Raw genomic sequence first — 18558 nt, 5'->3', positions numbered from 1 at the left:
CGCACACCCGCACACCCGCGCGCCCGGACGCTCACTACGGCACCAACGCGATGCCCCCGTCGACACGCAGATTGATTCCGTTGATGTAGCCGGCCAGCGGGCCGGCGAGAAATGCGACCGCTGCCGAGATATCCGCCACGGTGCCGAGCCTGCCCGTCGGGTTCGGAGCGTACTCGGCCACCACCAGGGGTTCCAGCTCTGTCCACTGTTCTGGCCAGCCTCGTGCGGCCGCCCCGTCCTCGAACATCTGCCGCATGCCGTCCGTGACGATGACACCGGGGCTCACCGTGTTCGCGGTGATGCCGGATCCGGCCAGATGCCGGGCCAGGCTGGTCGTCATGTTGACCACCGCCGCCTTCGCCGCCGAATACTCGACCATGTTCGGCAACGGAGTCGTCGCGGCCCGGCTGCCCACATTGACCACCCTCCCCCATCCGCGCTCGCGCATCTGAGGCACCACGGCCCGGATCATCCGCACCGCGGACACGACGTTCCCGTTCACCGCGTCCAGCCACACCGCCGGCTCCGCGGTTTCCCAGTCGTGCTCGGCGAACGGGCCGGCGTTGTTGACCAATATCTCCACGCCCCACTCCCGGGCCCGCTCGGCCACCGTCTCGGCGGCAGCCTCATCAGCAAGGTCCCCCAGCACGACGTCCACCACCCCGCCGACAGCACGAAGCCGCTCCGCAACCTCGCCGACACGCGCGGGGTCGCGGCCATGCACCAACACAGCGCACCCTTCATCGACCAGCCGCCGGGCCACCGCGGCTCCGATGCCCCCGCTGCTCCCCGTCACCATCGCCCGTCGTCCCGCGAGCTCAAGGTCCATATTCCGCACGCTAGACCACACCTGTGACAGCGGCGTCGACGAAGAGGATCGAAAGTATGGGAGCGCTCCCAACCCGCCACTGTAACCGGCGCACGACAAGCCCGGAAGGCCCAGCGCCATCTTGGTGAGGGACATTGACCTGCCTGCAAGCGCTTGCTAATTTTCCGACTCGCATTGCTGCACCGTCACCCATCAAATGCCCGTTCACCTCTGGGCTCTGACGATGAGCAACAGTCAGCAATCGCTCTCATGTGCTGTCTGTCGTCTCCACGACAGCTCCCCCACATCAGGAGGTCTCAGCGCCATGAAGCACTCTCGGACATTCCCTCGCGCCCTCGTCGCCGCGGCGGCGGCCTTGGTCGCGTCGGCGGGTCTGCTCGCCGTCCATCCGCCCGTCTCTCGGGCGCAGTCCGCGTCCTTCGACGCCGGTGACTTATTCGTGTCGCCGAAGGGCAGTGCCGACGCCCCCGGGACGGAGTCCTCTCCGACCACACTCGCCTCGGCGATCACCCGCATCACCCCGGGCGGCACGATCTACGTGCGCGGCGGGGCCTACAACCTCTCGCAGACGGTCACCGTCGCACCGGGCAACAACGGCACGTCGAGCGCCCGCAAGGAGCTGGTCGCCTACCCCGGCGAGACCCCGGTGCTGAACTTCTCGGCCATGAGCGAGGATCCGGGGAACCGCGGGCTCGCCCTCAACGGGTCGTTCTGGCACGTCTCCGGCATCACCGTCGAACGCGCCGGTGACAACGGAATCTTCGTCGGTGGCAGCAACAACGTCATCGAGCGCACGGTGACCCGCTTCAACCGTGACACCGGGCTCCAGATCTCCCGCATCGCCTCCGGCACCCCCCACGACCAGTGGCCGTCGAACAACCTCGTCGTGAGTTCGGAGTCGCATGACAACGCCGACTCCGACGGCGAGGACGCCGATGGATTCGCCGCGAAGCTCACGGTCGGCTCCGGGAACGTGTTCCGCTACGACGTGTCCCACAACAACATCGACGACGGCTGGGACCTCTACGCCAAGAAGGACACCGGCCCCATCGGCCCGGTGACCATCGAGGACTCCCTCGCCTACGGCAACGGCACCCTCTCGGACGGCACCCAGAACTCCAACGGCGACCGCAACGGCTACAAGCTCGGCGGCTCGGACATCGCCGTCGACCACGTCATCCGCCGCAGCATCGCCTACCACAACGGCAAGCACGGGTTCACCTACAACAGCAACCCCGGCCATATGTCGGTGTCGGGCAACGTCGGCATCGACAACGGGCAGCGCAACTTCTCGTTCGACGGCGGGACTTCGGTGTTCCGGGACAATGTGTCGTGCCGCGGCGGCAGCAGCGGCACGAAGGACCGCATCATCGGTGACGCCGACAGTTCGAACCAGTTCTGGTCCGGGACGAACGGATCCCGGTGCTCGTCCTACACCGGCGCGCTGAAGTGGTCCTTCGCCGCGGACGGCAGCCTCCGCGTGAGCTTCGGTGGCTAGGCCCTGGGTGAGTCGTCCGGGGCGTCTGTGACGAACGACGCGCCGTGAGGGGTGCTTGAACGGGGCGAGGGCCTTCTGGGTTCGGTGTGGACGGCGAAGTCCGCGCCGATACCCAGGAGGCCCTCGTTGCTACCGCCGCCACGGGGCAGCGGGCATGAGCGACCGCTCCAGGACCCGCGGGCACATGCCCCGGTGCGAGTGCGTCAAAGCGGACCTTCTCCGCAGTGAAGTTGAGGGCCTGTCATTTTTTGCCGTCAGAGCTCTTGTGAGAGGTATCCACCTTCATTACTTTCCAGTAAGTGGCGCCCCGACGATGACAGATCCCACCTCGAATGGAGTGACCATGGCTCCCGAGCACCGTGGCTCCACCCGAATGATGCTCTCCCTCGCCGCCGCCGTGGCGCTGGCCGTGACCGGTTCCACGGCGGTGAGCGCCTCCGCACAGCCGAAGGCGGCCGGCCTGCGGGAGGTGATGTTCGTGGGCAACAACTGGGACGGCACCGCCGACGTCATCAAATCCACCGGCGACTTGGCCAGGATCGGCCGGATCAACGTCATACCGGACAAGGACCAGCGGCTCACCGAGATCTACCTCAACCCCATCAAGCTCGCCTTCTTCCTGGGGATCCGGCTGGGGCCGGGTGAAGGGCACGACCAGTTCGTGGACGACATGTACTCGACCCCGGACGGCTCCGCCATCGTCGTCTCCCGGCCCAGCTTCGCCGACGTGGTCTCGATCGACGTCGCGACGGGCAAAATCAACTGGCGCTTCCCCGTGTCGGGGTTCCGCGCGGACCACATGGCCGTGTCCCCCGACGGCAAACGCGTCGCGGTGTCGGCTTCGACGTCGAACACGGTGCATGTCCTCGACATCGAGACGGGTAAGCAGCTCGGTTCGTTCTCCGCCGGTGACAAGCCCCATGAGAACGTCTTCACCGACGGCGGCAAGTATCTCTGGAACATGTCGATCGGCGAGGTCAACACCGCCCTGGACGATCCGTCGATGGACTGGACGAAGGGCGACCGGCACATCACCGTGGTCGACGCGAACACGTATCGGCAGGTCAAGGTCATCGATATGCGCGAACGGCTCGACGCCTTCGGCCGCAAGGACCTGTCCGACGCCGTCCGGCCCGTCGCCTTCACCCCCGATGAGTCCAAGCTCTACTTCCAGGTCTCCTTCTTCAACGGGTTCCTGGAGTACGACGTGGCCAAGGACAAGATCACCCGCTCGAAGACCCTCCCGAAGAACCCTGAGACCAGCGAGGACCGCACCACCTGGGTCAACGACTCCCGCCACCACGGCCTGTCGATGAGCCCCGACGGCAAGAAGCTGTGCGTCGCCGGGACGATGGACGACTACGCGACCGTCGTGGACCGGGAATCGCTCCAGGAAGGCCCCCTGGTGCCGGCCTCGAAGCCGTACTGGGCGACGGTCAGCGGCGACGGCACCGCGTGCGTCGTCTCCGAGAGCGGCGCCGACCGGGTCACCGCGATCGACTTCGCGACGGGCGAGAAGACCGCGTCCGTGTCGGTCGGCGACCACCCGCAGCGGGTGCGCATCGGCCATGTGGCCGCCGACTGGACCGGACCGTCGGCCTCGTAGCGGTACCTCGGAGCGTCGCGGCGCTCCGGTGACCCGGCGGGGGCCGATATGTACGCGGCCCCCGCCTCGTCATGTCGACGGCAGGGCTCAGACGACCCCCTGGGCGGTCATGGCCTCGGCGACACGGAGGAAGCCCGCGGCGTTGGCGCCGAGCACGTAGTCGTCGGCGTCACCGCCGTAGGTCTCCGCGGTGGCGCGGCACCGCGCATGCACCTGTCGCATGATGGTGGCGAGCTGGTCCTCCGTACGTTCGAAGCTCCAGCTCTCGCGGGACGCGTTCTGCTGCATCTCGAGTGCGGAGGTCGCCACCCCGCCCGCATTGGCGGCCTTGCCCGGACCGAACAGAATCCGCGCGCCGCGGAAGACCTCGACCGCCTCGGGCGTGCACGGCATGTTCGCGCCCTCGGCCACGGCCAGCACACCGTTCTTCGTCAGCGCGGTGGCGTCCTGCTGGTGCAGTTCGTTCTGGGTCGCGCACGGCAGTGCGACCTGGCACGGCACGTCGAACACCGACCCCCGGGCGGAGAACCGGGCGGTCGCCTTCGCCTCGGCGTAAGCGGAGATCCGCTCGCGGCGTACCTCCTTGATCTCCTTGAGCAGCTCCAGGTCGATCCCGTCCTCGTCGACCAGGTACCCGGAGGAGTCGGAGCAGGCCACCACCCGTCCACCGAGGGCGTGGACCTTCTCGATGGCGTAGATGGCCACGTTGCCCGACCCGGAGACCACGACCCGCCGTCCGTCGAAGTCGTGGCCGCGCGTGGCGAGCATCTCCTGGGCGAAGTACACCGCGCCGTAGCCGGTGGCCTCGGTGCGGGCATGCGATCCGCCCCAGCCGACCGGCTTGCCGGTCAGAACCCCGGACTCGTGGCGGTTGGTGATCCGCTTGTACTGGCCGAAGAGGTAGCCGATCTCACGGCCGCCGACTCCGATGTCCCCGGCGGGCACATCCGTGTGCTCGCCCAGATGCCGGTACAGCTCCGTCATGAACGCCTGACAGAAGCGCATGACCTCGCCGTCCGAGCGGCCTTTGGGATCGAAGTCCGAACCGCCCTTGCCGCCGCCGATCGCCATGCCGGTGAGCGCGTTCTTGAAGATCTGCTCGAAGCCCAGGAACTTGACGATGCCGAGGTTGACGCTGGGGTGGAACCGCAGCCCGCCCTTGTACGGTCCGAGGGCACTGTTGAACTCCACCCGAAAGCCCCGGTTGACCTGCACCGTTCCCTGGTCGTCCACCCACGGGACCCGGAACATCAGCTGTCGTTCGGGCTCGCAGAGCCGTTCCACGATCCTGGCGTGCAGGTACTCGGGGTGGGCCTGGAGCACGGGTCCTATCGCCTGAAGGACTTCGTGTGCTGCCTGATGGAACTCCGTTTCCGCGGGATCCCGTCGGTGGAGATTGCCGTAGACGGCCTCGAGGTAGGCACTGACGTCCATGTGCGCTGTCTCTCCGTTCGCATGCGGGCCGGGCCGGCCGGGCGCCGGCACGAGCTGTGCTTCAGGCGCGGAAGTGCGCCGACAGCGTACTTCAGCCGGTGCCGGCCCTCAGGGCGAACGAGACGGGACTGGACGTCCTCCAGGCGCCCGGCTCAGTCCGGCAGGCCCCACGGCTTCGCGTCGCCGACGGCCGGTACGTCGCGCGGCCGTAGATCGGGGTGGGTGCCGCGCGGGGCGACGACGGCCGTCTCGTCCCGGCCGAGCGGGATCTCGATACGGCCGGGTCCCGTCTCCCGGTACCGCAGCCGGCGGCCGTGCTCGTCCCGTACGTCGATGGCGCCCGCGATGCCGTGCTGCAGCACCAGTGGCGCACCCGCCTCGCTGTGGACCCGCACCCACCGGGTCCTGCCGCCGGAGCGGTCCGCGTCGACGAGGAACGCGCCCTGGGCGCGCAGGGCCTGGAACGAGACGTCGGGCCAGCGCCGTGAGACGGAGGGGAAGACCCTGACGACGCCGCCATGGCTCTGCATCCCCATGTCGAGGATCGACTGGGCCGTGGTCAGCGGGCTCTCGATGCCCAGGTTGCCGTCCTCCGCGTACATGGTGTTCGCGGTCATGTAGCAGTCCATGTAGGACTCGTCGAAGCGGTTCCCGGTGAACGTGGTGAGGAAGTCGAGGGCGTCCTCGGGCCGCCCCATCCGCGACGCCATCGAGGAGGCCGCCGCGTAGCTGTATCCCGCCCAGAGGCTGCGGTCCTCGGCCCAGTGGTCGAACGTGGTCCGCATGAGGTCCCGGTCGGCCGGCCGGTCCCAGGTGAGCTCGTGCAGCGGGTACAGCCACAGCATGTGGGAGAAGTGGCGGTGGGAGTCGGCGAGGGGGGTGCCGGCGCCGATCGTGACGCCGGTCGCGTCGCGCGGATAGTCGACCAGACGCCGCAGGATCTCCCGCCAGCGCCCGGCGCGCGGGTTGTCGGTGCGGAGGATGCCCAGACAGTCGAGGAGCGTGGCGCAGCCCCAGCGGAGCAGGGAGAGGTCGTAGGTGCAGTCCACCGCGTCCGCGTACTCCGGAGACCGGGTGAGCGGCAGATGCAGCTTGCCGTCACCACCCTCGTGGAGGAAGTGGTCGTAGTAGTTCACCGCTTTGACGAGGATCGGGTAGAGGACGTCGCGCACGATGCGCGTGTCCATGGTGTGCCGGTAGCTGAGCCAGACGTTGTGCATGGCCCAGATGAGATTGCCGTTGTTGTCGGTCTTGGTGGAGGTGCCGGGGACGCCGACGGTGTGGGTGCCGGGGCGCAGCGTCCAGTCGGAGGGGTGGGCCAGGGCGTAGATCTGCTCGTTCGGGATCTCGGGTGGGAGGGACAGCGGCAGGTTCTTCTCGAAACTCTTGAAGGTGGAGGTGACGGAGTCGAGTTCGAGGTGGTTGGAGCCCTGGATCAGCCAGGTGGCGATCTGGACGTTGAGGTTCCACCAGACCGCGGTCCAGCTCCCTCCGGTCTCCGGGTACCACGGCCCCCATTCGGACATCGAGGGTCCTCCGGCGCGGGTGGCGCAGGCGGCCTTGTAGAGCTGGATCCAGTAGAAGTCCTGAATCCGCTTGTCGGGCACGGAGAGCAGGCTGCGCTGGTAGTAGCGGTTCCACCAGTCGCGGTGCTCGCGCACCAGCTCGTCCGGGTCCTCGGCCAGGGTGTGCGCCACCTCGGCGACGGCGAGTTCGGTGGTCTTCGAGAGGTCGTCGGGGTAGCGGTAGACGATATGCGCGGCGAGCAGCCTGCCGGTGCCGACGCGGCGTTCCCGCCAGGCGGTGGTCCACCCGCCGCCGGCGATCAACGGCTGTTCGACGTAGTGGGTGGCGCCCGAGGAGCCGGTGCGGGGGTCGGGGTTGCCGGTGTAGTCGGCGGGCTTGTTCTTCGTCCGGGGCGAGGCGGCGGACATCCATGTGAACGACCAGGCCGCGCTCTCCTCGCCCGCGCTCGGCCGGGTGGAGATCAGCAGCGCGGTACGGGCGTTGTGCACCAGCATCGAGAAGCGGACGCTGCCCCGGGTGGTGGTGACGGTGCCGTTCAGCTCGGCGTCCCAGATGTCGAGGGTCCAGTCGACACCGGTCACCTCGCCCGCCAGCGTGAGGTCGAAGTGTCCTATGGGCAGCCGTGAATAGCCGTACGTGGCGGCCCACTGCGGTCGCTGGTCCTGTACCTGATTGTGGCTGACCATCACTTTCACGGAGTTGGCCGTGGCGCCCCGGTAGACGTTCACCCCGAGCAGCCCGTTGCCGAGGAAGGGGCCGTCCTTCCAGTCGCCGGGCATCCGCCGCCACCGCGGAGCGGCGGCCCTGGCCAGCCGTTCGGGCAGGTCTCCCGACTCGCCGGGCCCCCGGGGCGCGGCCCAGGCGGTACCGGAGCCGGTCAGCCGGCCTCCAGCGCCGAGCGCGACCGCCGAGCCGGCTGCGGCCGCCGAGCCGATCACTCCTCTTCGAGAGATCCCGTTCCCTGTTGTCGGGGTCACGAATGTGCCTCCCATATCCGGTGGTGAACTACCCGGCATGGTGCAGGCCGTATGAGCCCAGGGGAAGACCTCCGACGTATCAGAATTCCGAAAGGCCCATATCCGCAGGTGAGTTACCGGGAGCCGGCCCGGTATCAGGGACCCACATGGAGGTGGGAGGCCCAGAGATCGGGCCTCTCGGGGTACGCGCGACGGAGTTCCGCGGTGGCTGTGTGCAGGGCTTGGGCTGCGTGGTCGGGGCCATGGGCCGCGATGACGGTGTAGAAGTGGTCGGCGATATCGGCCGCCGCCAGGTCGTCGATGCGCCAGTGGGTGCCGATGACATGGCGAAAGCCCGCCAGGTGGAAGGCGCCGGTGATGTGCACGGCTTCGTCGGCGCCCAGGAAGATGACATCGCTGGTGGCGCAGGCCGACAGGTAGGCGAGGTCGGCGTCCAGGCCGAACGGCAGGTCTCTCGGGGTGAGTGGCTGGTCATGGAGGAGCAGCCGGCCGCGGGTGGGTTCGCGGGTATCGGCTTGCGCATGGCAGGCGAAATGGATGATCCGGGTACTGGGCAGGGCCGTCAGGACGGCGTCGCGGGTGGCTTGCTCGTTGTGCAGGACCGTGGCCGAGAGCAGGCGGGAGAGGCTGTTCGCCTCGGATGCGGCACCCGGCAGCGAAGCCTGCCCGGGAGTTCTGCTCATGGCCACCACGAGGGCCTTGCCCGGGGAGGCGGGGCGCCGGCGCGCGGCGGGCAGGGACCGGACGGTGGGCAGATACGAGGACACCACTCTGTCCATGACACCCTCGTGACCGTCGCCCGCGGCGTGCAGGGGGAAGAGGGACATCACGCCCGCCGGGCACCACCAGAGGCGGGACCCCTGCCACCCCCCGGCCTTCAGCGCCTCCAGCACGGGGCGGACGGCCGCGTACCAGAGCCAGGCGAGAACGTCGAGGACGTCGTCACAGGCGCCGGAGGCAAGAGCCATCTTGAGAGCTTTGTGCCGGGCCCTGGCCCTGTGGAGCCTGAGGCCGGGCAGGGCGACGGGGTGGACACCCGACGGCGTGACGAGCAAGGCCAGACCGCCGGTCTCGATCGCGCTGACCGTGACGATCGGGCCCCGGGTGGCGTTACGGCACAGGTGGCGAGCGGTGGTGGCCCGAGTGCCGCGCCATCCCGGCGTCGGCATGGTGTCGGCGAGGATCCCGCGCGCCTTTTCCAGGAGTTCCAGGGCCCGATCAGGGCGGTTGGCCGCGACCGCGGCGTCGGCTGCCTTCGCACCCAGGCCGGCGTGGACGGACAACATGTGCTCACGGTCCTCGTGGTAGGGGCTGCTCAGGCCGACCTCGGGCAGCAGCTCGACAATTGCCTCGAAGGCCGACAGCCTCTCCGCGGGATGCCCCGAGGAAAGGGACGCCAGCTCAGCCTGCTCCAGACCGATCCGTATCCGCGCTCGGGCCGAGAGAGTGGGGAGGGCAAGGGCCTCGGCGACCTCCGCCCTGGCTCGGTCGAGATCGGTGGCGTCGCCGGTGCCGCCGAAGCGCAGCCGGCGGGCGACGCTGAGATCCCGCAGAATGTCCGCCCGCTGCTGGGCGGAGGCGAACTCCAAGGCGCGTTCACCCGCGGCGATGGACTCGTCGAGGTCGGTGATGTCCCGTGTCAGGTCGTACCGGCACCCGAGGGCGGCGGCGAGCAGGGCAAGCGGCAGGCAGCGGTCGGGTGCGTCGGCGACGGCTTCCCGAAACAGGTGGATCGCCTCGGGCAGGGCATCCCGCTCACTACGCATGGTGAAGCGCGCCATGTGAACGTTGCCGAGCCCGCACAGGAACATCTGGCGGCGACGCACATCGGTCGTGGCCACGAGGTCGAGGGCGGCGCGGCCGTTGTCGACCGCGTTGTCCAGATGCCAGAAGGAGCCCATCCGCCGGTACCAGTGCATCTGGGCCTGGCTGAGTGAGTAGAGGGCATCCGCCCGGGAGAGGTCGTCGTCTTCGGGGAGTTTACGCAGTACGCGCTCCCTCAAGTTGAGGACTCTCAAGAGGTACTCGCTGTTCCCCGTGCGCTCGTACTGGGCGAATGCGATGTCGGAGTGGAGAGCGGTGGCCCTGGGCTCACGGGGCAGGCACAGAGTGGCTTCGACGATCGCTGCCGCGGCCCGGTCGAGGTCTTCGCCGGAGTGTGTCGTGCCGTGGCGCACGAAGTACAGCGAGGCGATGTGCCACTCGACGAGCGGATAGTCCTTGTGGTCCCGCTGGATCAGCTTCTCGGCCTGCTCGGCCCTGGCGATCGCCTCGGTCACGATGCCGGGATCCCGGACGACAGCGGACCAGAGGCTGAGGGCACGCGACAGGAGCAGCAGCCGGGTCGGCAGCTGTGGGCCGGGGGACTCGACCGAATCCTGAAGGAATTCGATGGCGCGGCGCAGATCCGTGGTGTCGGGCTCGCGCAGGAACCGCTGGTAGAGCTTCTCGCCGCAGGAGAAGAGGAGGGAGCATCCGACGGCGTCGCGCGCTGAGGTACGTGCGTATACGGCCAGCTCCTCCGCGCACCGGAGCGCGGCCTCGTGATCCTCCGCGCTCCCGGTCGCCTCGTAGCGTTCTTCCAGCGCCAGGAGGAGCTCATGGCAGGTGGCGAGGCGGTCCCGGTGGCCGTGCGGGACAAGAGCCCCGTGTGCGGCGGCGACGGCCCGGTCGAGGTCGGCGGTGTCGCCGCGCCGGGCGGCCAGCAGTCGCCACGCCCGCCCCAGGGCCCGCTCGCGCTCCCCGCGCTGCGGATGGCCGTCTTCGGTGGCCATGACGATGCGCTGCCAGGCGAACGCCGCACGCTCGGCGAGCGCGGGATCGGGTGAGCTGCGGGCGTCCTCGCGCAGCCGTTCCGCCTCGCAGACGCCGTAGTCGGCGAGGAAGGGAAGCATGTCGGGCGGCAGGGCCATGTCCTCGTACAGGAGACAGGGCGTGAGCGCCTGGATGGCCATGAGCATGTCGTTGCGGTCGTGCGCCGCGAGATAGCGGTAGAAGTGGAAGACACCCAGCACCTGGGACGACTCGGTGTCCTCGTCGTCCCAATCCTGCCGGACAGCCGAGAGGGGCCTTGCCATCTCGTCCGCGAGGGTGAGCCCGACATCGCCGGTCTCCGTCACCCGATTGACACAGGTGATGAGTTCCTGTAAGGCGTGAGTGTCCATCAGTTGGTCTCCGGTGACGTCTGGTCACCCGCTCACAGCGCGCTGACGGCGGGTGAGGTCCACGAATGTGTGGGCTCCGAGAAGGAACGCCGGTACCAGCGCTACCACGACGAGCGGCTGAGGGATACGGAATGACAGGGCGATCGCCCCCAGACTCAGGCTCAGCGCCGAGGTGACCGAGGCCGAGGTGACCGAGCGGCGCAGGACGAGCGGCAGGAGGCACGCGAGGAGGCAGACAGCGCCCCCGATACGTACCGGCCAGCCATACCAGACGCCGGGCGCGGAAGCCGATGCCAGGATGGCGAGCAGGACGGCCATGCCGAGCCAGGCATCGCGGCGGATCGCACGATCGAGAAAGGCGGCCCTGACCAGCCAGGCGAGTTCCCCCACAATGCCGGCCGCGCAGATGGCGAGGACCGTCCACCGGCCGCCGGTTGGCTGTCCTCGCGGCACGCAGATGACGAGCAGCCCGGCGAGCAGCGCGATGATCCCCGCGTGGTAGAAGCCGCGTGCCGTGTTCGCCCAGCGCTGGGCCTGCCGCAGATGGCTCTCCTGCATACCCATCAGGAACCGGCTTGGAGCCCCGTCGGTCTCCTCGCCGGGGAACCACTCCAGAAGATCGCCCGGGGTACACATGTACCGTCGTGTCCATGCCGTTGCCTGAACGGTCGCGATCTGCAGCAGACCGGACAGGACGAACAGAGCCAGAGAGGCGTTCGGCCATCGGCTGACGGCCGCGGGGCCCGGGGCCGACTGCAGCGCCACCACCGCGAGTGTGAAGCTCCCTCCGGCGAGCAGCGGGGCGGCGAACCCGCCGACCGATTGGATACTGTCCAGGTAACCCATCGGGACAGGTGGCCGCCAGCTCATGTGCCGGCCACCCTCGGGCACTCCGCGGTGTGATCACCGTCCACCCCGCCGCAGGAGCATGAGTAACCGCGCCCGGCGACGCCCCGTACATCGGAGACCTCGCGCTCGAAGGTGATCCGGGGCGACGGCAGTGCCAGCGCGCCCGCCACCGCCGAGCCGACGGCGATCAGGTCGGCCGTCTCCGGCACCACGATCAGGATTCGGAGGTCGCCCGGCTCAACCGGCATCACCTCGACGAGGTCGGCGCCGAACGGCGCGAGAGCGGTACCGACCAGCTCCCTGTCGGGTGGTTCGGTCTGCTGCCACGTCCCGCGTAACCGCACTATGAGTTCTTCCCGCACCGGGCCATCATGCCCGTGCCATGGCCCGGGGATTCACGGAACCGCGGAGAGAGCCATATTCAGGGCGCCCGCCGGTACCGGGCGCGTCCGCACACGAGCCTCTCATGGGCCGCCGGACACTCCACGCCCGCGTCATGTGGTGTCCAAGCTCTGTCAATTCCGCCTACGGGATGGCTCTCTAGGTTCAGGGCCGTGGGGCCCCGCCGTCGGCCGGCGGCGGGGAACGGTCACGACCCTCATTGGAGCGAGAGTGGAACGTCGCACCCTCCTGCGTGCCGCCGTCATCGGCGGCTCCTCGGCAGCTCTCGGCGGAACCCTGTGGCGCGGCGCCGCGTACGCGGCCCCGGCGCAGCCGGGCGCCGGCCCGTACGGGGCGCTCGGTTCGCCGGACGCCAACGGCGTACGGCTTCCCGCCGGGTTCACCAGCCGGGTGATCGCCCGTTCGCGGCAGACGGTCACCGGCACCTCGTACACCTGGCACGACGCCCCGGACGGCGGAGCCTGTTACGCCGACGGCAGCGGCTGGATCTACGTCTCCAACTCGGAGATCAACCCGTCGGGCGGAGCGAGCGCGGTGACGTTCTCCTCGACCGGGGCGGTCACGGGCGCGTACCGCGTCCTTTCCGGTACCCGGCAGAACTGCGCGGGAGGCAAGACCCCGTGGAACACCTGGCTGTCCTGTGAGGAGGTCGATCGCGGCTATGTGTACGAGACCGACCCGTGGGGTGTGAAGGCCGCGGTGCGGCGCGACGCGATGGGCCGCTTCAAGCACGAGGCGGCGGCGGCCGATCCCGTCCGCCGGACCGTCTACATGACCGAGGACGTCACGGACGGGTGCTTCTACCGTTTCACGCCGACGACGTGGGGTGACCTGTCCTCCGGCAGGCTGGAGGTCATGGTCGCCGGTTCCGGCACCAGTGGCCCCGTCACCTGGGCGACCGTGCCGGACCCGACCGGCGCCACCGCCACCCGCAACCAGGTGGCCGGGGCCAAGCGGTTCAACGGCGGCGAAGGGTGCTACTACGCGAACGACACCTGCTGGTTCACCACCAAGGGCGACAACCGGGTGTGGCAGTACGACGCGGCCGCCGGGACGATCGAACTGGCCTATGACGATTCGCTGGTGACCGGCGGCACGGCCCCGCTGACCGGTGTGGACAACGTGACCGGGGCGTCCTCCGGAGATCTGTACGTGGCCGAGGACGGCGGGAACATGGAGATCTGCGTCATCACCCCGGACGACGTGGTGGCCCCGTTCCTGCGCGTCGACGGCCAGTCGGGCTCGGAGATCACCGGCCCGGCGTTCTCACCGGACGGCAAGCGGCTGTACTTCTCCAGCCAGCGCGGCACCAGCGGCAGCTCGTCCGGCGGCATCACCTATGAGGTGACGGGGCCGTTCCGCGGCTGACGGCCTGCGGTGAACCCGAACCGGAGCCGCCGCCGGCCGAGCGCCCGGCAGCGGCTCCGGCCCACTCCGCTCACTGAGCGACCGCTGCCCCATCACAGGAGGTTGCCCAGCCACCGCTCGGCGGGTTCACCGTGTGCCGGTGACGGTGACCGGCTCGTCGTTCTTGAGCTCTCGCACAAGCTGTTCGACCTTGGCCTTGTCCCACTGGAGGTTGCCGCCGACGCTGCCGGAGATGGGCATGTTCATCGACTTGCCGTCGCTGCTGGTGACGTCCTTCATGGCGAAGAACATCTTGGCCAGGTAGTAGGGGTTCATGTCCTTGTCGACGATGAGGGTGTCCAGTCCGGCCCCCATGGCGGGGTAGAGCCTGAAGGGGTTCAGGAGCGTGCCGGGCGTCGCGGTCTGGCCGGCCAGCGCGGAGAGGAACTTCTGCTGGTTCTTGGTGCGTTCCAGGTCGCTGGTGGCGAACGCGTGCCGGGTGCGGACGAACGCGAGTGCCTGCTGGCCGTTCAGCGTCTGTTGGCCCGCGTCGAAGTCGGCGCCGGACCACTTGTCCTTGAAGCCCTTGTCGAGGGTCATGTCGACGCCGCCGATGTTGTCCACGATGTCGGCGAAGCCGGAGAACCCGACCTCCGCGTAGTGGTCGATGTGCAGGCCGATGTTGTACTCGACGGTGCGGACCAGGAGCTGTGGGCCGTCGATGGAGTACGCGGCGTTCAGCTTGTTGTCGCCCAGCGGGCCCTTGATGTCCCCGGACTCGGAGCCGCGGAACTTCGGGATGGTCACGTTCGAGTCGCGCGGCAGCGATATGAGTGTCGGGCCGGACGCGCCGTCGTGCAGGATCATCATCGAGTCGGTGCGCTTGCCGTCGGCGGAGCCCGTGTGCAGGTCCTTCTTCCGCTGGTCCGACATGCCCTCGCGGCTGTCGGAACCCACGATCAGATAGGTGGTGCCCTCCCCCGTCCCGGGGCGGTCGACCACCTTGTTGAGGTCGACTTCCTTGCGCAGCCGGGAGTCGGCCCAGAAGTACGTTGCCACCGAGACGACCAGCAGAACCAGCACCAAGGCGATCAGGACACGCATGACCGTCCTGCCACGGCGGCGGGGCGGCCTGCCGCGGTGCTCCTCGTACGGGAACTCATCCGGTGGGCGCGTGCCGTCGGTGCCCGACGCGGTGTTTCCCCATCCAGAGGGGTGCGCGAAGTCGGGGTTTCTGCTGTCTGTCCTTGGGTGCATGCCCGACAGTGTGCATTCCTCGCCCGGCTGAAATGCAAATGGAGGAGAGGATGCGCCCCGGAGTGTTTCCAATTTGATATACAACTCCAAGGAGGGCAGCGAAACGCGCACAGTCGATATTTCCCATCAGCGGTGACTGCGTATGTGAAGGCCCTGCGACCACTCTGCGTTTCGGACATTACCCGTCTGTGCTCTCGGTGAGCCTCCGACTCTCGTGTGTCGACGTTCTGGGATTTATTGCGCACGGCTGGGGCACGGCTCCACACACCACTCCACGGCGGTGATGAAGGCGCCATTACCTTCAGCGTCGAGGGTGCGGATCGTGTTACTCGACCAGGATCGGGCGGGGTGTACTGGACGGAAATGGCCCGGTGTAACACGCGTTTACGGTACGGCGCTGTAGGTACTGCCGACTGGTCATCGGCGCGCGTCCTCCCTGGTCGATCTCCGGTCCCCCCCGGTTCAGGGACAGCAGGGCGCGTGGCGCGGGCGGGTACCCGCTATCCGCCCGCGCCCTCCTCCTCGCTCGCCTGCCGCCCCAGGTGCCGGCATCGTCCGCGGGCGGCATCGCCGCTGGTCACCACAGGGTCCGGAGCGGCTGTCCGCCCGAAGACGGCGGCGGCCGGTACCCCTCGGCACGAGAAGGGGTACCGGCCGCCGAGCCTGCGGGGTCAGAGCCGTCGCACCCAGGCAGCGGCGCCGTGGCCGATCGCCAGGTAAATCACCGCGGGCAGTGCGTAGTTGAGGAAGACGCGAACGGATTCCGTGTCCATCGTGAAGATGTCCTGTGACCAGCCGGCGAGCCAGTCCGCCACACCATGCACGAAGTCGACAAAGACATTCGCCTGATTCGCGTCGAGCATGTACAGCAGGATCCACAACGCCAGAAAACCCGCAGCAATGTCTGCGAGGGTGTGAATGACCAGCGCTGCCCTGTCTGCACCCAGACCCCCTCCATTGCCCGCCCGACGCCGATTGGCGGCGGGATAGCCGGCCGGGTTGGCGGGGTATGGGCGATTTCCATCACTGTTGTACTGACTGTTATCCGCTATGCGGTCATGGGGGTAACTCATGGGGCTCCCCCTTGCCGGGCCAGCCCAACCGAAACCTTCTTCACACTCGTTTCACACTGACGTTCCCGGGGTGTTATGAATTCTGCCGAGATCCGGACCTCGGCCGATTTTGTTTGATGCGGCGTCAGTTCTCTTGGAAGGGTGTGGATGGCATGGTCGGGTCGCCGCCGAGTACGCCCCGCCGAAGCGGAAGCTGCTCTACGGAGCCTTCGCCCAGCAGGGCTCCCCGGTCGGCAATCTCCTCGCGACGCTCGCCTTTCTCGGCATCGCCAGACTCCCGGACGCCGCCTTCGAATCCTGGGGCTGGCGCGTCCCCTTCCTCGCCTCCGCCGTCCTCGTGGCCATCGGCCTGGCCATCCGGCTGCGTCTGGCGGAGACCCCCGAGATGCTGGCCGTCCTGGAACGCAAGCAAACCGCCAAGCTGCCCATCAAGGTCGTGCTCACCCGCTATCCGCTGGTCGTCGCCCTGGGCGTACTCGCGGGCACGGCCGGTGTCGCGATCACTTACATCAAGACGACCTTCGCGCTCTCCTGGGCCACCTCCGGCATCGGCTTCGACCGCACCACCTTTCTGACCGTCATCTCCCTCACCCTCGTGGTGCAGGTCGTGGTCCAGCCCTTCGGCGCCGTCCGCGCCGGCAGGTGGCCGGTGAAGAAGGCCGTGCTGTGGATGCTCCTGCCGGAGTTCGTCGTCCTGCCGCTGATGTTCGTGCTCCGCGCCACCGGCAACTTCTGGCTCGCCGTCCTCGGGATGGGGCTGGCGACCTTCCCACGCCCTGGCGTACGGAGTGGCCTGCCGTGAGCTGGAGACATGCGACTCGGGCCTGCGCTCCTTCGTCTCCGTACAGGGCTCCCTGGCCATGTTCGCGATCCACCGCTTCGGCTCCGAGGAGCAGAAGGACCAGTGGCTGCCGCGTATGGCGGCGGGTACGGCCATCGGATGCTTCGGCCTGACCGAACCCGACCACGGCTCGGACCCCTCGTCGATGCGCACGCGCGCCCGGCGCGAGGGCCGCGACTGGATCCTCGACGGCCGCAAGACGTGGATCACCAACGGCTCGGTGGCGGCCGTCGCCGTCGTCTGGGCTCGCACCGACGACGGCATCCGCGGCTTCGTCGTACCCGCCTTGGAGCTCCCGTCTCCGGCCCGCGCCTAGGCCCGCTGGGCGAACCGCACCCGCAGCGAGCCGGGGCCCCGGGTGAACACTCCCGTCTCGGCGGGGACCTCGCCCTCGGCGAAGGCCATCGTCGGGAAGGCGTCCAGCAGGTGGTTGACGCCCACCTCGACCTCGGTCTTCGCCAGCAGCGCCCCCACGCAGAAGTGCCGCCCGAGCGCGAACGCCAGATGGTCCGCGGCGGCCGAGAAGGCGCTGCCGGTCGTCAGGTCCTCGCGGAAGATGTCGAACGTGTCGGGATCGGCATAACGGCTCCCGTCACGGTTGGCCGCCCCGATCAGACAGGTGACGGTGGCACCCGCCGGAATCGTGCCACCGCTCACCTCCACGTCCTCACTCGGCTGGCGGAAGATCATGTGCACCGGAGGGGTGAAGCGCAGTGTCTCGGCGAAGGCCGCCGGGATGAGCGTACGGTCCTCGCGCACGGCCGCCAGCTGGTCCGGATGGGCCAGCAGATTGCGGAAGAGACCGGCGATGGCCTTGTCCGTCGTCTCGCCGCCCGCCGCGAGCAGCAGGCTGACGAACGCCTTGATGTCCTCGTCGCTCATCCGCGTGCCGTCGATCTCGGCGCTGCACAGGACGGAGAGCAGATCGTCCCCCGGACGCGCGCGCCGGTCCTGGATGATCGGAATCACGTAGGCGGCGAGTTCGTCCCGGGTGCGCAGCCCCGCCGCGGCGACCTCGGGGTCCTGGCTCAGATTGCCCAGGAAGTCGATCATCGAGGTGTACCAGACGTGGAACCGGCCGTGGTCCGCCCGGTCCAGCCCGAGCATGTCGACGATCACGTTGATCGGAAAGCGGGTCGCGTACTGGCCCACCAGATCGGCGTCCGGAGCGTCCCGGAAGGCGTCGATGAGGTCCCGGGAGTTGCGCTCGATGACGGGCAGGAACTTCTCCCGTAACTCCTTCCCCCGGAAGGCGGGCGCCACCAGCGCACGGCGCACGGAGTGCTCACGCCCGTCCATCTGGAGAATGGTCCGGCCGTGCACCGGCTCGATCTGCCAGTCGTAGTTGTGGCTGGTGAACACCGGGTCCTTGAAGGCCCGGGCGACGTCCTCGTAGCGGGAGATGATGTAGCCGCCGGTCGTGTGGTGGTGGATCAGCGGAAAGTCCTCGCGCATGGTCCGGTAGGCGGGGTACGGGTCCGCCGCGAACTCCGGGGAGAGGATGTCGGGCGCCGTGGAGGGGGTGGTCGTCATGAGGGAGCGCTTCCTGGGCGAGCGGCGGCGGTCACCGGCCGTACGCACCCATGGCGCACGGCACGGGTCATCACGACAGGGCACGACGACGACCCCGCTCATGCCACGTGATGGGACGTCAGGTCGTGGCCAAGGCTAGACGCAGCGGAACCGGCGGGTCCAGATCCACTCCCGGCCACCCCCTGGGCGCGATGCCCGTTGCATGACTTCAGCGTGCGACG

The 18558-nt window shown here is 68.6% G+C and carries 13 protein-coding genes and 1 pseudogene; 5 read left to right on the top strand and 9 right to left on the bottom strand.

Features of this window, described 5'->3' with window-relative positions:
* Window positions 1-34: 34 nt before the first annotated feature.
* Window positions 35-829 carry an SDR family NAD(P)-dependent oxidoreductase gene (locus ACZ6TD_RS45805; protein WP_471347899.1) on the bottom strand — a complete coding sequence of 265 codons (795 nt, stop codon included), beginning with the start codon at window positions 827-829 and terminating at the stop codon, window positions 35-37.
* A gap of 304 nt (window positions 830-1133) precedes the next feature.
* On the opposite strand from ACZ6TD_RS45805, the gene ACZ6TD_RS45800 reads away from it, so the two are divergent.
* Together ACZ6TD_RS45800 and ACZ6TD_RS45795 are read left to right on the top strand one after the other, a co-directional pair.
* Entirely contained in the window at window positions 1134-2327 is a 1194-nt protein-coding gene (locus ACZ6TD_RS45800) for a right-handed parallel beta-helix repeat-containing protein (protein WP_471347897.1), read from the top strand.
* Between the two features lie 343 nt (window positions 2328-2670).
* Window positions 2671-3933, top strand: a complete 1263-nt coding sequence (locus ACZ6TD_RS45795) for an outer membrane protein assembly factor BamB family protein (protein WP_471347895.1) — start codon at window positions 2671-2673, stop codon at window positions 3931-3933.
* A gap of 87 nt (window positions 3934-4020) precedes the next feature.
* Here the strand turns inward: ACZ6TD_RS45795 and gdhA are convergent, their stop codons facing one another.
* The 5 genes from gdhA to ACZ6TD_RS45770 all read right to left on the bottom strand — a co-directional run bounded on the left by gdhA (window position 4021) and on the right by ACZ6TD_RS45770 (window position 12246).
* Window positions 4021-5367: an NADP-specific glutamate dehydrogenase gene (gdhA, locus tag ACZ6TD_RS45790; RefSeq protein WP_471347893.1), complete on the bottom strand. Its 1347-nt coding sequence runs from the start codon at window positions 5365-5367 to the stop codon at window positions 4021-4023.
* A gap of 152 nt (window positions 5368-5519) precedes the next feature.
* The gene (locus ACZ6TD_RS45785; RefSeq protein ID WP_471347891.1) at window positions 5520-7871 is read right to left on the bottom strand and encodes a glycosyl hydrolase family 95 catalytic domain-containing protein; all 2352 of its coding nucleotides are present in this window, start codon (window positions 7869-7871) and stop codon (window positions 5520-5522) included.
* Window positions 7872-8005: 134 nt separating this feature from the next.
* Window positions 8006-11035: a CHAT domain-containing protein gene (locus ACZ6TD_RS45780; protein ID WP_471347889.1), complete on the bottom strand. Its 3030-nt coding sequence runs from the start codon at window positions 11033-11035 to the stop codon at window positions 8006-8008.
* Between the two features lie 24 nt (window positions 11036-11059).
* Window positions 11060-11881: a hypothetical protein gene (locus ACZ6TD_RS45775; protein ID WP_471347887.1), complete on the bottom strand. Its 822-nt coding sequence runs from the start codon at window positions 11879-11881 to the stop codon at window positions 11060-11062.
* A 20-nt stretch (window positions 11882-11901) separates the two neighbouring features.
* On the bottom strand, window positions 11902-12246 hold the full coding sequence (locus ACZ6TD_RS45770) for a hypothetical protein (RefSeq protein WP_471347886.1): 345 nt from the start codon (window positions 12244-12246) through the stop codon (window positions 11902-11904).
* 250 nt (window positions 12247-12496) lie between these two features.
* Between ACZ6TD_RS45770 and ACZ6TD_RS45765 the strand changes: the two genes are divergently transcribed.
* On the top strand, window positions 12497-13654 hold the full coding sequence (locus ACZ6TD_RS45765; RefSeq protein ID WP_471347884.1) for an alkaline phosphatase PhoX: 1158 nt from the start codon (window positions 12497-12499) through the stop codon (window positions 13652-13654).
* Window positions 13655-13780: 126 nt separating this feature from the next.
* On the opposite strand, the gene ACZ6TD_RS45760 is transcribed toward ACZ6TD_RS45765, so the two are convergent.
* Together ACZ6TD_RS45760 and ACZ6TD_RS45755 are read right to left on the bottom strand one after the other, a co-directional pair.
* Window positions 13781-14890 (bottom strand): LCP family protein, encoded by a 1110-nt coding sequence (locus tag ACZ6TD_RS45760; RefSeq protein ID WP_471347882.1) that lies wholly within the window; start codon window positions 14888-14890, stop codon window positions 13781-13783.
* A gap of 671 nt (window positions 14891-15561) precedes the next feature.
* Window positions 15562-15963, bottom strand: a complete 402-nt coding sequence (locus ACZ6TD_RS45755) for a hypothetical protein (RefSeq protein ID WP_471347880.1) — start codon at window positions 15961-15963, stop codon at window positions 15562-15564.
* 109 nt (window positions 15964-16072) lie between these two features.
* On the opposite strand from ACZ6TD_RS45755, the gene ACZ6TD_RS45750 reads away from it, so the two are divergent.
* Window positions 16073-16765 carry an MFS transporter gene (locus tag ACZ6TD_RS45750; protein WP_471347878.1) on the top strand — a complete coding sequence of 231 codons (693 nt, stop codon included), beginning with the start codon at window positions 16073-16075 and terminating at the stop codon, window positions 16763-16765.
* Window positions 16734-17087: pseudogene (locus ACZ6TD_RS45745) on the top strand (acyl-CoA dehydrogenase family protein); the annotation flags it as partial. The gene ACZ6TD_RS45750 and the pseudogene ACZ6TD_RS45745, both read left to right, overlap by 32 nt.
* Window positions 17088-17116: 29 nt before the next feature.
* Here the strand turns inward: ACZ6TD_RS45745 and ACZ6TD_RS45740 are convergent.
* The gene (locus tag ACZ6TD_RS45740; protein ID WP_471347876.1) at window positions 17117-18337 is read right to left on the bottom strand and encodes a cytochrome P450; all 1221 of its coding nucleotides are present in this window, start codon (window positions 18335-18337) and stop codon (window positions 17117-17119) included.
* Window positions 18338-18558 lie beyond the last annotated feature (221 nt).

It is taken from the genome of Streptomyces yongxingensis, assembly GCF_055597465.1.
Note: the sequence above shows the minus strand (reverse complement) of the source record. Positions and strands in the feature narration are given on the sequence as shown.

What these genes read in the sequence shown, in the direction of transcription:
- ACZ6TD_RS45805 (WP_471347899.1), bottom strand. Translation starts at nt 829, where the DNA reads ATGGACCTTGAGCTCGCGGGACGACGGGCGATGGTGACGGGGAGCAGC.
- ACZ6TD_RS45800 (WP_471347897.1), top strand. Translation starts at nt 1,134, where the DNA reads ATGAAGCACTCTCGGACATTCCCTCGCGCCCTCGTCGCCGCGGCGGCG.
- ACZ6TD_RS45795 (WP_471347895.1), top strand. Translation starts at nt 2,671, where the DNA reads ATGGCTCCCGAGCACCGTGGCTCCACCCGAATGATGCTCTCCCTCGCC.
- gdhA (WP_471347893.1), bottom strand. Translation starts at nt 5,367, where the DNA reads ATGGACGTCAGTGCCTACCTCGAGGCCGTCTACGGCAATCTCCACCGA.
- ACZ6TD_RS45780 (WP_471347889.1), bottom strand. Translation starts at nt 11,035, where the DNA reads ATGGACACTCACGCCTTACAGGAACTCATCACCTGTGTCAATCGGGTG.
- ACZ6TD_RS45775 (WP_471347887.1), bottom strand. Translation starts at nt 11,881, where the DNA reads ATGGGTTACCTGGACAGTATCCAATCGGTCGGCGGGTTCGCCGCCCCG.
- ACZ6TD_RS45760 (WP_471347882.1), bottom strand. Translation starts at nt 14,890, where the DNA reads ATGCACCCAAGGACAGACAGCAGAAACCCCGACTTCGCGCACCCCTCT.
- ACZ6TD_RS45755 (WP_471347880.1), bottom strand. Translation starts at nt 15,963, where the DNA reads ATGAGTTACCCCCATGACCGCATAGCGGATAACAGTCAGTACAACAGT.
- ACZ6TD_RS45740 (WP_471347876.1), bottom strand. Translation starts at nt 18,337, where the DNA reads ATGACGACCACCCCCTCCACGGCGCCCGACATCCTCTCCCCGGAGTTC.